The sequence below is a fragment of the Sphingomonas radicis genome, assembly GCF_051400635.1.
Lineage (GTDB): Bacteria > Pseudomonadota > Alphaproteobacteria > Sphingomonadales > Sphingomonadaceae > Sphingomonas.
Genome location: NZ_JBLFFG010000001.1, coordinates 552,647 through 565,961, shown reverse-complemented (window position 1 = coordinate 565,961; position 13,315 = coordinate 552,647). Strand labels below are relative to the sequence as shown.

The window sequence follows — 13,315 nt, the reverse complement described above, 5'->3', positions numbered from 1 at the left end:
GCCCAAAAGAATTCAGCCGGAAAAGCAGCGACCGAGGCATCGAGCCTCGCCCGCTGCTACACCCACCCCTGGCCCCTCCTTTTCAAGGAGGGGAACTTTGTGGGTTGTCTCACGAAAGCCGCCGCCGCATCTGTTTCCGGAGCGTCCCCGGCATCCAGCGCGCCGCGAAAGCGAGGCGGTGGGCGGTGGCGCCGACGATCACATGCACCTTGCGGCCCTGCGCGGCGTTCCACACCGCCTCGGCCACCGTCTCGAGCGGGGTGAGCTCGAGCCCCGCCGCCAGCACCGATTCGCGCACGTTGCGGTTGCTCCCCGCGATCGTCGCGTCGAGCAAGGGCGTGTCGATGAAACTCGGCATCAGCACGCGCACCCGAATGCCCTCGGGCGCCCATTCGCCGTCGAGCGCTTCGGAGAAGCCGCGCACGCCGAACTTGACCGCGGCATAGAGCGACATCCCCGCGCCGCCATAGATCGCGGCGGCCGATGCGGTGTTGACCAAGCACGATCCGGGCGTCGCCTTGAGCAGCGGATAGGCCGCACGCGCACCGTTGATCACCCCGGTCAGGTTGATCCCGACGATCCGGTCGACATCCTCGTCGCTCGCATCGGCGAGCATCCCGCCCACGGCGATTCCGGCATTGTTGAACAGCAGATCGAGCCGCCCACCGCTCGCGCCAGCGAAGTCGGCGAGTGCCTGCGCCCAGGCCGCGCGGTCGCGCACGTCCATCACATGGGTAGTCACTGGTGCCCCGGCGATCGAGGCCGCGGCCGCTTCCAGCCCGTCCGCATTGATGTCCGCCAGCCCCACGCGCCAGCCGCGCGCCGCGAACAGCCTGGCGGTCGCCAGCCCGATTCCCGATGCGCCGCCGGTGACGAAGATCGCCTTCTCGCCCGCCATGCCCCCTCCTTGCTCTTTTGACCTTTGCTTCATCATCCCGCACAAACTTGCATGATGCCAGAGCCGACGCGCAGTCTTACCTACAAAAATGTAAGCAAGCGCTATCCCGGCGGCGTGACCGCGGTTGACCAGGTCTCGGTCGAGATCGCCGGCGGCAGCTTCGTCGCGCTGGTCGGTGCCTCGGGATCGGGCAAGTCGACGCTGCTCAAGACAGTCAACCGGCTGGTCGAGCCGAGCGAAGGCGAGGTGCTGCTGGGCGGGGCGCCGGTGTCGGCTGAGCCCGTCCATCTGCTGCGCCGACGGATCGGCTATGTCTTCCAGAACGTCGGACTGTTCCCGCACATGACGGTGGGCGAGAATGTCGCGATCGGCCTCCGGCTCGCCGGCACACGCGATACCGCTGCGCGCGTCGCCGAGCTGCTCGCGCTGGTCGAGCTGCCTGCGGAAATGGCCGCGCGCATGCCCGATGCGCTCTCGGGCGGGCAGCGCCAGCGGGTCGGCGTGGCCCGCGCGCTCGCGACCGAGCCGGGGTTGCTGCTGATGGACGAGCCCTTCGGCGCGCTCGATCCGGTGACGCGCGACGGGCTCGGCAAGGCGATCCGCGGCCTCCACGACCGGCTGGGGCTCACCACCATCCTCGTCACGCACGACATGGCCGAGGCGCTGCTGCTCGCCGATCGCGTGCTGGTGATGGACGCCGGCCGCATCGTCGCCGACGCCACGCCCCGCGATCTGCTCGCGGGCAGGGCGGGCCCGGTCGCCGACGCGCTCGTCGCCGTTCCGCGTGAGCAGGCGCACCGGCTGGCGGAGCTGGAGCGGTGAGCCAGGCCTTCGCCCGCATTCCCGAACTGCTCGCCCAGCATCTGCTGCTCGCGCTCGCGGCGCTGGTGCTCGGGCTTCTGGTCGCGCTCCCGCTCGCGGTGCTCTCCGCCCGGCACCGCACGCTCGGCCGGGTGGCGCTCGGTTTCGCCAGCCTTGTGCAAACCGTCCCCAGCCTCGCGCTGCTCGCGCTCTTCTATCCTTTGCTGCTGTGGCTCTCGGCGCTGGTCGGCGGCGGCATCCCGGCGCTGGGCTTCCTGCCGTCGCTGCTCGCGCTTTCGCTCTACGCGCTGCTGCCGATCCTGCGAAACGGTGCAACCGGGCTGGCGGGCATCGATCCCGCGGTGCTCGAAGCGGCCGACGCGATGGGGATGACGCGCGGCCAGCGGATGCGGCTGGTCGAGGCGCCGCTGGTCGCGCCGGTGCTGATGGCCGGCATCCGCACCGCGGCGGCGTGGACGATCGGCGCCGCGACGCTCGCCACCACCGTCGGCCAGCCGAGCCTCGGCGATCCGATCTTCGCCGGGCTGCAGACGCAGAACTGGACGCTCGTGCTCGCCGGCTGCATCGCCGCGGCGGGGCTCGCGCTTGCGGTCGATGCACTGCTCGGGCTCGCCGAATACGGCCTTGCACGCCGCCGCCGCGGGCTGGTCTGGGCGAGCCTCGGCGCGCTGCTGCTCGGCGCGCTGGTCGCGCTCGCGCCTGCCTGGCCCGCGTCGCGCGGCACCGTCACCGTCGGGGCCAAGGGCTTTTCCGAGCAATATATCCTCGCGCGGCTGATCGGCCACCGGCTGGAAGAGGCGGGCTACCGGGTGCGCTATCGCGAAGGGCTCGGTTCCGCGGTGGCCTTCAGTGCGCTCGCCGCCGGCGACATCGACGTCTATGTCGAATATTCGGGGACGATCTGGACCAACCAGATGCGCCGGACCGACGTCCCCCCGCGGGCTGCGATCATCGGCGGCGTGGCCCGCTGGGCGCGTCACGGGCACCGGGTGACCCTGCTCGGCCCCCTCGGTTTCGAGAACGCCTATGCCTTCGCGATGCGCAGGGACGATGCGCGCCGGCTCGGCATCCGCACGCTCGACGATCTTGCGCCCCACGCCGACACGTTCGATCTCGCGACAGATGTCGAGTTCCTCGAGCGGCCCGAATGGGCGGCGGTTCAGCGCGCTTATGGGCTGCGCTTCCGCTCGACGCAGTCCTATCAACCGACCTTCATGTACCGCGCGCTCGCCAGCGGCGCGGCGGACGTGATCCCCGCCTTCTCGTCCGACGGGCGGATCGCCGCGCAGGACCTGGCGGTGCTCGGCGATCCGCGCCGCGCGATCCCTGGCTATGATGCGATCCTGCTGCTCAGCCCCCGCCGCGCCGACGATGCCCGCTTCCAGACGGCGTTGCGTCCGCTGGTCGGTGCGATTTCGGTCGAACGGATGCGCCAGGCGAACTACATGGTCGATCGTGATACGGACAAGGCAAGTCCCGGCGAAGCCGCCCGCTGGCTGGCCGATGGACTCGGACGCTGAGCTTGGGTTATCGCTAACACAAAGAACAAGGGAGAGGATGCGATGACGAAGGGGATGAAGCTGCTGCTCGCGAGCACGGCGCTGATGGCTGCACCGGTTTTTGCGCAGCAAGTGCCGACAGCGTTGTCTAAAGGGCCGACGGTCGCCGATCCCGCCAAATGGCCCGCTGCGAAGAGCCAGGGCCTGGTCGATCCGGAGACCGAGAAGTTCGTCACCGCGCTGATGGCGAAGATGACGCTCGAGCAGAAGGTCGGCCAGATGATCCAGGGCGACATCGCCAGCATGAAGCCCGAGGATCTGCGCAAATACCCGCTCGGCTCGATTCTGGCGGGCGGCAACTCGCCCCCGCTCGGTGCCGACGATCGCTCGCCGCAGCAGCCCTGGGTCGATACTGCGCGCGCCTTTCGCGCCGTCGCGATGGAGAACCGGCCTGGCAATCTCAGGATCCCGCTGATCTTCGGCATCGATTCGGTCCACGGCAACGCGAACGTGATCGGCGCAGTGGTCTTCCCGCACAATGTCGGGCTCGGCGCGGCCAACGATCCCGGTCTGATTCGCCGCATCGGCGAAGTCACTGCGATCGAGACTGCGGCGACCGGCCCCGAATGGGCGTTCGGTCCGACGCTCGCCGTCCCTCAGGACGACCGCTGGGGCCGCGCCTATGAAGGCTATTCGGAGGACCCCGCGATCGTCGCCGGCCTCGCCGGGCCGATGGTCGAGGGGCTCCAGGGCAAGGCGGGCAGCACGCGCATCCAGAACGGGCGAGTCGCCGCCTCGACCAAGCATTTCCTAGGCGACGGCGGCACCGCGGGCGGCGTCGATCAGGGCGATACGCAGATCGGCGAGGAGGAGCTGGTCCGCATCCACGCCGCCGGCTACCCCAATGCGATCAACGCCGGCACGATGACGGTGATGGCCTCGTTCAACAGCTGGAACGGCGCCAAGATGCACGGCAACAAGTCGCTGCTCACCGATGTGCTCAAGGGGCGGATGGGCTTCCAGGGCTTCGTCGTCGGCGACTGGAACGGCCACGGCCAGATTCCGGGCTGCACCAACACCGATTGCGCGCAGACCTTCAACGCCGGCCTCGACATGGCGATGGCGCCGGACAGCTGGAAGGGGCTGTTCGAATCGACCGTCCGCCACGTCAGGGACGGCACGATCCCGATGAGCCGGATCGACGATGCCGTCCGCCGCATCCTGCGCGTCAAGGTCAAGCTTGGGCTCTTCGATGCCGCGCGCCCGGTCGAGGGCAAGGCCGGCGTGCTCGGCAGCCCCGAGCACCGCGCCGTTGCGCGTGAGGCGGTCGCCAAGTCGCTCGTGCTCCTCAAGAACAGCGGCGTGCTGCCGGTCAAGGCGAGCGCGAAGGTGCTCGTCGCGGGTCCTGGCGCCGATTCGATGATGCTCCAGACCGGCGGCTGGACGCTCAGCTGGCAGGGCGATGCCAACGGCAACGAGCTCTTCCCCAATGGCGAGACGATCTATTCGGGGATCAAGAAGGCCGTGGAGGCCGGGGGCGGCACCGCCACGCTCTCGGCCGACGGCAGCTTCACTGCCAAGCCCGATGTCGCGATCGTCGTGTTCGGCGAGCAACCCTATGCCGAGATGCGCGGCGACATCCGCACGCTCGAGTTCCAGCCGGGCGACAAGCAGGCGCTGGCGCTGCTCAAGAAGCTCAAGGCGGCGGGGGTGCCGGTGGTCTCGGTGTTCCTCTCGGGCAGGCCACTCTGGGTGAACCCCGAGCTCAACGCGTCGGACGCGTTCGTCGCCGCCTGGCTGCCGGGCAGCGAAGGCGCGGGCGTGGCCGATGTGATCGTCGGCGATGCCGCGGGCAAGCCGCGCCGCGACTTCCACGGCAAGCTATCCTTCTCCTGGCCCAAGACCGCGGCGCAGTTCACGCTCAACAAGGGCAAGCCCGGCTACGACCCGCTGTTCGCGCTCGGCTATGGCCTTACCTATGCCAAGGGCGGCACCGTGGCGGCACTGAGTGAAGAGGCGGGAGTCGATCCGTCGCTCGCCAACACCAGCACCTTCTTCGCAAAGGGCACCGCCCCGGCGCCCTGGCGCATCGTCACCGAAGGCAAGATCGACCGCGCCACCGTCGATGGCCCACAGACGCAGGAGGGCGGCCAGCAGTTCGCCTGGTCGGGTCCGGGGACGCTCAGCATCCAGGGCATGGCGCTCGACCTCAGCCGTGAGACCAACGCCGATCTGTCGCTGCAGATCAGCTACAAGCTCGATCAGGTCGCGGCCGGGCCGGTGAAGCTCACGATGCTCGGCGGCGCGAACAAGGGCGCGATCGACGCGGCGAGCCTGTTCACCGGCGCGGTCGGCCAGTGGCGCACCGCCAAGATCCTGCTCAAATGCTATCAGAGCAACGGGGTCGACGTGAGCAAGGTCAGTGCGCCCTTCGCAGTCGAGGCGAGCGGTCCGCTGCGCTTCGCGATCGCCGACGTGCGGATCGTGTCGGACCCGAACGGCTCGACCTGCCCGGGAGCGAAGTGATCCAGGCGAAAGGCTCCCCCTTTGCGCTCCCCTCCCGCAAGCGGGAGGGGAACAGTGGCTACGGCGTCTTGCGCTCCACATTGAAGATCTTGTTGACGATCTTCCACTCGCCATCGGCCTTCACCAGCGAGAGATAGTCGGTGAACTTCACGCTCGGATAATCGAGCACCACCTTGGCCATCGCCGCGTTGCCGGTGACGTCCAGGCTCTCGATCGAGCGACGGCGCTGGGCCTCGTCGGCGGCGGGCTTGCCGGGGGCGGCGGCGATATAATCGGCGCTGGTCCGCTCGGCGAAGGCGCCGTCTCGGTTCCAGTAGAGCATCGCCTTGGGGTGGAAGGCGGCGCGGAACTCGTCGGGGCTGCCGGTAGCGTGGCCTGCGAGATAGTGATTCACCGCGGCGCGCGCGCCGGCTTCGTCCTTCTCCTGCGCGAAGGCGGGCGCGGCGATCGTCAGTGCTGCGAACAACAACAGGCTACGCATAGGCTGGACTCCTCCCGATTGAGGAGCCCAGCCTAAGCAGTCTTGAAACCGGCGCAACGTCGGCGGGCCGAACATTGCGCCGACGGGATGAACGTCAGAGCGTCGGCTTGCCGTCCACCCGGCGCGGGATGCCGGCATCGCCTTCGCGCAACTCCGCCGGGAGCAGGGCAGCCGGCAGGTCCTGATACGCAACCGGCCGCAGGAAACGGTCGATCGCGAGGGTGCCCACGGAGGTGCTGCGCCCGTCCGAAGTCGCCGGGAAGGGGCCGCCATGAACCTGCGCGTCGGTCACTTCCACGCCCGTCGGCCAGCCATTGGCGAGGATGCGCCCGGCGAGCCGCTCGAGCGCTGGGAGCAACTGCTGCGCGAGCGCGGTGTCGTCATCGGTGAGGTGCAGCGTCGCGGTGAGCTGGCCCTCGAGCAGGCCGATGACCTGAATCAGCTCGTCGATGCCCGCACAGCGCACCAGCAGCGACGCCGCGCCGAACACTTCCTCGGCATGGCTCGGATCGGCGATGAAATCGGCGCCGGTCATCGTGAACAGCGCACCGCGGCCCGACGTGGGACCGCTCGGCTCCTGGCCCTGTGCGACCAGCTTGAGCGCGGGTGCCGAGGCCCAGCGCGCGACGCCGCTCTCATAGGCCTTGTGGATGCCCGGGGTGAGCATCACCTGCGACGGCGCGCCGCACATCGCGTCGGACGCCGCCGTGACGAAGCGATCGAGGTCGGGGCCTTCGAGCGCGAGCACGAGGCCCGGATTGGTGCAGAACTGACCCGCGCCCATCGTCAGCGAGGCGATGAAGCCGGTGCCCAGCGTCTCGGCCCTGGCAGCAAGCGCGCCGGGCAGCAGGAACACCGGGTTGATGCTGCTCATCTCGGCATAGACGGGGATCGGCACCGGGCGGTTCTGCGCCAGCTTCATCAGCGCGGTGCCGCCGCCGCGCGATCCGGTGAAGCCCACGGCCTTGATCCGCGGGTCAGTGACGAGTGCCGAGCCGACCGAATTGCCCGCGCCGTTGATCAGCGAGAAGACGCCTGCGGGCATGCCGGTCTTCTCCGCCGCGCGCGTAATCGCGCCGGCAACGAGCTCGGAAGTGCCGGGATGCGCCGAATGGCCCTTCACGATCACCGGGCAGCCGGCGGCGAGCGCCGCGGCGGTGTCGCCGCCCGCAACCGAGAAGGCGAGCGGGAAGTTCGACGCGCCGAATACCGTCACTGGACCCAACGGCACCATGCGCAGCCGCAGGTCGGGCTTGGGCGCCGGCTGGCGATCGGGGATCGCATGGTCGATGCGCGCGCGCAGATATTCGCCCAGCCGAAGCTCCTTTGCGAACAGCCGAAGCTGGCCCGCGGTGCGGCCGCGCTCGCCGGTCAGGCGTGCCTGGGGCAGGCCGCTTTCCTGCATCGCGCGCTCGACCAGCGTGTCGCCCAGCGCTTCGATTTCCTCGGCGATCGCTTCCAGGAATTTGGCGCGCTCCTCGCGCGGCAGGTTCGAATAGATCGGGAAGGCAGCCTCGGCGGCGGCGCAGGCGGCCTCTACGTCCTCGGTGGTCGCGACGCTGAAGCTCGGCTCGATCTCGGCACCGGTCGCAGCCGCGATTGCCCTGAACCCTGCGCCATCGCGCTTTACGCGCTTGGATGCGATGAACAATTCCCCAGTCAGCGCCATTTCGCTCTCCCGATCCTGGTCAACGTTAACGGTAACATTTGCGCAGCGCACTTAGGCGTCGCTGCTCGCCGGTTCAACCGCCGCCGCCCATTTCAGCTGCCCATTTCAGCAGCAGACGGCGCGCATCTTCGATCGGCCGTGCGGATCGCGCGCCTCCATGGTGTCGCGCAGCCCGTGCTCGACGAGCCGAGCCATCGCGTCGTGCGCACCCTGCGGATCCTGCGCCTCGATCGCTTCGAGCACGTTCAGATGCACCGGAAGCGCGTCGTGCGGCGCGGGAAGCCGGTGCTGCTTGAAGGCCGTGGTGATCGCGATCGCGGCGGCGACGCCGCTGGTGAGCGAGATCACGAAGTCGTTGTCCGATGCTTCGAGCAGCGCCGAGTGGAATTGCTCGTCGCACCGCCGCCCGATCTCCGAATCGAAGCCGTGCTGGGCCACGCCGTCGAGCCCGGCCTTCATCCGCGCGAGCTGTTCGTCGCTGCGCCGCATCGCCGCGAGCCGCGCGGCATCGGGCTCGACGATCCGCCGAAGCTCGAACAGCGCTTCGATCAGCCCTTCGTCGGGCTCTCCCTCGAAGATCCAGGCGAGCACGTCGGGGTCGAGCAGGTGCCACTCGCGCCGCGGCGACACCTGGGTGCCGATCTTGGGACGCGAGGTCACCAGCCCCTTCGCGGCGAGGATGCGGATCGCCTCGCGATAGGCAGTGCGCGAGACCTTGAACTGTTCGCTCGCCGCGATCTCGCCTTCGAGTATCTCGCCGGGGGCGAGCGCGCCCGAGACGATCCGGATGCCCAGATCGCGCGCGACTGTGCCATGCAGTCGCAGCGAACGCGGGCGCGGCGGGCGGCGGCGCTTGCGCACGGTTGCAGGGGGCTGGATCGGAGCTGCGGTCATCGGGCTCCCGGCTGGGCAGCGGTGGCGGAGACGGAGGGATTCGAACCCTCGGTACGAGTAATCCCCGTACGGCGGTTTAGCAAACCGCTGGTTTCAGCCACTCACCCACGTCTCCGGAAAAGGGCCCGAGGGCGGGGCTATAGCGACGGCTTTCGCAGGGATCAACGGCCAACCTGCCGGGCCCGGAATCGACTCGCCCTGTCGAGCGTTCATTGCAGCGAAAGCCCGATGGCCATAGGATCGGGAGCCATTTTTGCTGTGGGTGGGGTTTTGATGCGCGTGCGTGACTGGATGGGCTGGGCTGCTGCCGTCATGCTGGGGCTCGGCGCATTGCCCGCTTCCGCGCAGATCACGACGATCGATCCCAACACGGCGATCGATTCGGACCTCGATGCTCCGCCGTCCGAGCAGCAGCAGGTGCCTCCGCCGCCCCCGGTCGTCGATCAGGGGCCGTATCAGGGCAGCACGCAGCCGCCTCCGCAGCCCGAGCCGCAGCAGACGCCCGTCGATCCGCAGCCGGTCACGCCCGCACCCCAGCCGACGCAGGCCACCGCGCCCAGCGCGCGCACCCAGGCGAGCACCACCTATCAGCGCGACGATCTGATCGGCGCGGCCGAGGGGGTGTTCGGCAAGGGCGCCTCGGGCCTCGCCGGAATTCTGGAGGACATCCTCAAGGAACAGGGCGAACCCAACGCCTATATCGCCGGCCGCGAGGCGTCGGGCGCAATCGGCGTCGGGCTGCGCTACGGTTCGGGCGAGATGTTCCACAAGGTCGAGGGGCAGCGGAAGGTCTATTGGACCGGCCCGTCGATCGGCTTCGACATCGGCGGCGATGCCAACAAGGTCTTCGTCCTCGTCTACAACCTCTACGACAGCCAGGAGCTCTACAAGCGCTTCCCGCAGGGCGAGGGCCGAGTCTATTTCGTCGGCGGCTTCTCGGCGAGCTATCTGCGCCGCGGCGACGTGGTGCTGATCCCCGTCCGCATGGGCGTCGGCTGGCGGCTCGGGGTCAACGCAGGCTATATGAAATTCAGCGAAAAGCAGCGCTGGCTCCCGTTTTAGGACAGGCGGCCGCGGGGAACGATCGCCGACGGGGGTCGTTTTGCACTGATGCTGGGGCATATCTTGGGTCCCGCGGGGACCGAATGACGATCAACGACAATTCTTCCGAGACGATGGGGACCAACTGGATCGAGCTGCTCGTCCAGAGCGTGACCGATTACGCCATCTATATGCTCGATCCCTCGGGCCTGGTGGCGAGCTGGAACCCGGGCGCGCGCCGGTTCAAGGGCTATGCCCCCGAAGAGATCATCGGCCAGCATTTCTCGCGCTTCTACACCGACGAGGACCGCGCGGCGGACATTCCCCGCATCGCGCTGGAAACCGCCGATCGCGAAGGCAAGTTCGAGGCGGAGGGCTGGCGCGTGCGCAAGGACGGCACGCGCTTCTGGGCCAGCGTGGTGATCGATCCGATCCGCGACCCCGCCGGCAAGCTGATCGGCTTCGCCAAGATCACGCGCGACCTGACCGAGCGGCGCGAGGCGCAGCTTGCGCTCGAACAGGCGCGGGAATCCTTCTTCCAGGCGCAGAAGATGGAGGCCGTGGGCAAGCTCACCGGCGGCGTGGCGCATGATTTCAACAATCTGCTCGCCGCGATCGTCGGCAGCCTCGATCTCGCGCGGCGGCGGCTGGCCGAGGGCGGCGACGTCTCGCGCTTCATCGACAATGCGATGCAGGCGGCCGAGCGCGGCGCCACGCTCACCCAGCGCATGCTTTCCTTCGCGCGCCGCCAGCAGCTCAAGCTCGAGACGGTGGACCCCGCCGCGCTGGTCCGCGGCATGGCCGAGCTTCTCCAGCGGACGATCGGACCTGGCATCGGGATCGTCACCCAGTTCCCGCTGGTGCTGCGGCCGGTCCACGCCGATCCCGCGCAGCTCGAGCTGGCGCTGCTCAACATCGCCGTCAACGCGCGCGACGCGATGCCCGATGGCGGCCGGCTGGCGATCGCCGCGCGCGAAGAACAGGTGGAGCAGGGCCAGGGGTTGGCGCCCGGCAGCTATGTCTGCCTCAGCATCGCCGACAGCGGCGAGGGCATGGACGAAGCGACGCTCGCGCGCGCCACCGAGCCCTTCTTCACCACCAAGGGCGTGGGCAAGGGCACCGGCCTCGGCCTCTCGATGGTGCACGGCTTCGCCGAGCAGTGCGGCGGCAAGCTCGCGATCCGCAGCCACAAGGGCGAAGGCACCATTGTCGAGATCTGGCTCCCCGTCTCCGAGAGCGAAATTGTGCCGGCGGCCGACGATTCGGGCGGCGAAGAGCATATCGCCGCCGACCTCTCCCTCGCCGTGCTCGCGGTAGACGACGATCCGCTCGTGCTCACCAACACCACGGCGATGCTCGAGGATGCCGGCCACCATGTGCTCCAGGCAAGCTCGGCCACGCAGGCGCTCCTGCTGCTCGAGGCGAATCACGTCGATGCGCTCGTCACCGATTTCGCGATGCCCGACATGAACGGCCTGCAGCTGATCGATTCGGCGCAGGCACGCTCGCCCGATCTTTCGGTGCTGCTCGTCTCCGGCTATGCCGAGCTGCCGCCCGATCTCCCGCGCCAGCTGCCGCGGCTCACCAAGCCCTTTCGCCAGGACGAGCTCGTCCGTGCGCTCAACGACATCGTCGGCGCTTCGGGCGAACGCGGCGAAGTCGTCCCCTTCCGCAGCCGCGGCAAGCGGTAGGAAGCGGACCGACCTGCTCCCCTCCCTGAAAGGGAGGGGTTGGGGGGTGGGTGCGCGCGTCTGCGCGCCTAAAGAGCTCAGTCCGACAAAAGCGACGGCCGAGGCATCGAGCCTCGCCCGCGGCTATACCCACCCCTTGCCCCTCCCTTTCAGGGAGGGGATGAATCCACACGACCCAACCCGCCGCCCGCCGCTTCGGGGCTTTTCCCGCCCTCCGCGCGCTCCTATAGCCGCGGCCATGGAGCGGCTGGACAGCGGCTCGGGGGTTCCGGCCGCGTATCGCGGCGGCATCGTCGCGCTCGGCAATTTCGACGGGTTTCACCTTGGGCACCAGGCAGTGGTGGGCCACGCGATCGCGCATGCGCATGCCGAGGGGCGCCCGGCGATCGTCGCCACCTTCGATCCGCATCCGCGGCGCTTCTTCCAGCCCGGTGCCGAGCATTTCCGCCTGACCACGCTCGATCAGCGCCAGCGGCTCTTCGCGGAGGCGGGGGCGGACGCGATGTTCGTCTTCGGCTTCGACGCCGCGCTCGCCGGCCTCAGCGCGCGCGCTTTCGCCGAGCAGCAGCTCGTGCGGCTGATCGGCGCTGCCGGCGTGGTCACCGGCAACGACTTCACGTTCGGCAAGGGGCGCGAGGGCGATGTCGCCACGCTCGCGGCGCTCGGCGCCGATCTCGGCTTCTCGGCCGAAGTCGTCCCGCCGGTGATGCTCGGCGGCGAGACCGTCTCCTCCACCCGCATCCGCGCGCATCTGCGCGAGGGCCGGCCGCGCGAAGCCGCGGCGCTGCTCACCCGGCCCTTCGCGATTGAGGGCGTGGTCGAGGGCGGAGACAAGCGCGGGCGCGAGCTCGGCTATCCCACCGCCAACATGGCGCTCGCCAATTATCTGCGACCCGCCTACGGAATCTATGCCGTGCGCGGCCGGCTGGCTGACGGTCGCACCCTCGGCGGCGTCGCGAACCTTGGCGTCCGCCCGATGTTCGATCCGCCCAAGGAGCTGCTCGAAAGCTTCTTCTTCGATTTCTCGGGCGATCTCTACGGCCAGGCGATCGAAGTCGCGCTGATCGAATATCTCCGCCCCGAAGCCAAGTTCGACAGCCTCGATGCGCTCAAGGCGCAGATGGACGCGGATGCCGCCAAGGCGCGGGTGATCCTGGAGAAGTAAGAGGTTCGCGCAGAGACGCAGAGGACGCAGAGGGTTTCCGGCTCCGCGCCGGCAGGCGCCCTCGGTACTCACCATTCGAAAGCCGCAGCGCAGTTCGTTGAACTCACTCTCGGCGTCCTCTGCGCGAAAAAATGATTCACGCGAAGGTGCAGCCCCCTGCCGTCACCCCCGCGAAAGCGGGGGCCATCTCCGAAGCGAGCCGCAGAATAGGATCTGATCGCTTGTCGATACGGCGGGAGATGGGCCCCCGCTTTCGCGGGGGTGACGGAGAGGGTGCCGCCACTGAGGCACAACCCCTTCCAAAATAGGATTTGATCTGCTTTCGTTCTCATCACGCACAGCCCGTCGAACCTCGTGGATCAGATCGCGTCGCGTGCCTGTCGCCCGGGCGTGGTTTCACCGTCGCGTCGGTGTAGCGTCGCTGGTGTGTCGGTGTCGCCCCGGCGTCGCGTCCATGGCGCGTCACTGTCGCGTGGGTGTCGCGTGAGTGTCGCTTCGGTGTCGCTTCATTGGCGCTTCGCTGTCGTGTCGCAGTCGTTTCGCCGAAAAAACGCGATATCGAGTCAACCGGAGTCAACCGCGCCCCATCCGCCGCCCCGACTCAAGGGTTTCGCGCCGCCCACACTTCC

At 68.7% G+C, this 13,315-nt stretch carries 10 protein-coding genes and 1 tRNA gene; 6 read left to right on the top strand and 5 right to left on the bottom strand.

Annotation, left to right across the window (positions count from 1 at the left end; genetic code table 11):
- Positions 1 to 109: 109 nt before the first annotated feature.
- Positions 110 to 898 carry an SDR family oxidoreductase gene (locus ACMGDH_RS02445; protein ID WP_436826328.1) on the bottom strand — a complete coding sequence of 263 codons (789 nt, stop codon included), beginning with the start codon at positions 896 to 898 and terminating at the stop codon, positions 110 to 112.
- 54 nt (positions 899 to 952) lie between these two features.
- On the opposite strand from ACMGDH_RS02445, the gene ACMGDH_RS02440 reads away from it, so the two are divergent.
- The 3 genes from ACMGDH_RS02440 to ACMGDH_RS02430 are packed head-to-tail and all read left to right on the top strand — an operon-like array spanning position 953 to position 5,745.
- Positions 953 to 1,720, top strand: a complete 768-nt coding sequence (locus ACMGDH_RS02440; RefSeq protein ID WP_436826327.1) for an ATP-binding cassette domain-containing protein — start codon at positions 953 to 955, stop codon at positions 1,718 to 1,720.
- Positions 1,717 to 3,240, top strand: coding sequence for an ABC transporter permease/substrate-binding protein (locus tag ACMGDH_RS02435; protein WP_436826326.1), 1,524 nt, complete (start codon positions 1,717 to 1,719; stop codon positions 3,238 to 3,240). Before ACMGDH_RS02440 ends, ACMGDH_RS02435 begins: the two co-directional genes overlap by 4 nt.
- 42 nt (positions 3,241 to 3,282) lie before the next feature.
- A complete protein-coding gene (locus ACMGDH_RS02430; protein ID WP_436826325.1) occupies positions 3,283 to 5,745 on the top strand; it encodes a glycoside hydrolase family 3 protein in 2,463 nt (820 codons plus the stop codon).
- Between the two features lie 58 nt (positions 5,746 to 5,803).
- Here the strand turns inward: ACMGDH_RS02430 and ACMGDH_RS02425 are convergent, their stop codons facing one another.
- The 4 genes from ACMGDH_RS02425 to ACMGDH_RS02410 form a co-directional block, all read right to left on the bottom strand.
- Positions 5,804 to 6,226 (bottom strand): nuclear transport factor 2 family protein, encoded by a 423-nt coding sequence (locus tag ACMGDH_RS02425; RefSeq protein WP_436826324.1) that lies wholly within the window; start codon positions 6,224 to 6,226, stop codon positions 5,804 to 5,806.
- A 94-nt stretch (positions 6,227 to 6,320) separates the two neighbouring features.
- On the bottom strand, positions 6,321 to 7,895 hold the full coding sequence (locus ACMGDH_RS02420) for an aldehyde dehydrogenase (NADP(+)) (protein ID WP_436826323.1): 1,575 nt from the start codon (positions 7,893 to 7,895) through the stop codon (positions 6,321 to 6,323).
- A 105-nt stretch (positions 7,896 to 8,000) separates the two neighbouring features.
- Complete coding sequence (locus ACMGDH_RS02415; RefSeq protein ID WP_436826322.1) at positions 8,001 to 8,789, bottom strand: FadR/GntR family transcriptional regulator; 789 nt, start codon at positions 8,787 to 8,789, stop codon at positions 8,001 to 8,003.
- 22 nt (positions 8,790 to 8,811) lie between these two features.
- Positions 8,812 to 8,904: transfer RNA gene (locus ACMGDH_RS02410), tRNA-Ser, on the bottom strand.
- Positions 8,905 to 9,062: 158 nt separating this feature from the next.
- Between ACMGDH_RS02410 and ACMGDH_RS02405 the strand changes: the two genes are divergently transcribed.
- From ACMGDH_RS02405 to ACMGDH_RS02395, 3 genes are all read left to right on the top strand, one after another.
- Positions 9,063 to 9,851 carry a DUF1134 domain-containing protein gene (locus ACMGDH_RS02405; RefSeq protein WP_436826321.1) on the top strand — a complete coding sequence of 263 codons (789 nt, stop codon included), beginning with the start codon at positions 9,063 to 9,065 and terminating at the stop codon, positions 9,849 to 9,851.
- 83 nt (positions 9,852 to 9,934) lie between these two features.
- On the top strand, positions 9,935 to 11,521 hold the full coding sequence (locus ACMGDH_RS02400; protein ID WP_436826320.1) for a PAS domain-containing hybrid sensor histidine kinase/response regulator family protein: 1,587 nt from the start codon (positions 9,935 to 9,937) through the stop codon (positions 11,519 to 11,521).
- 238 nt (positions 11,522 to 11,759) lie between these two features.
- Entirely contained in the window at positions 11,760 to 12,686 is a 927-nt protein-coding gene (locus tag ACMGDH_RS02395; protein WP_436826319.1) for a bifunctional riboflavin kinase/FAD synthetase, read from the top strand.
- Positions 12,687 to 13,315 lie beyond the last annotated feature (629 nt).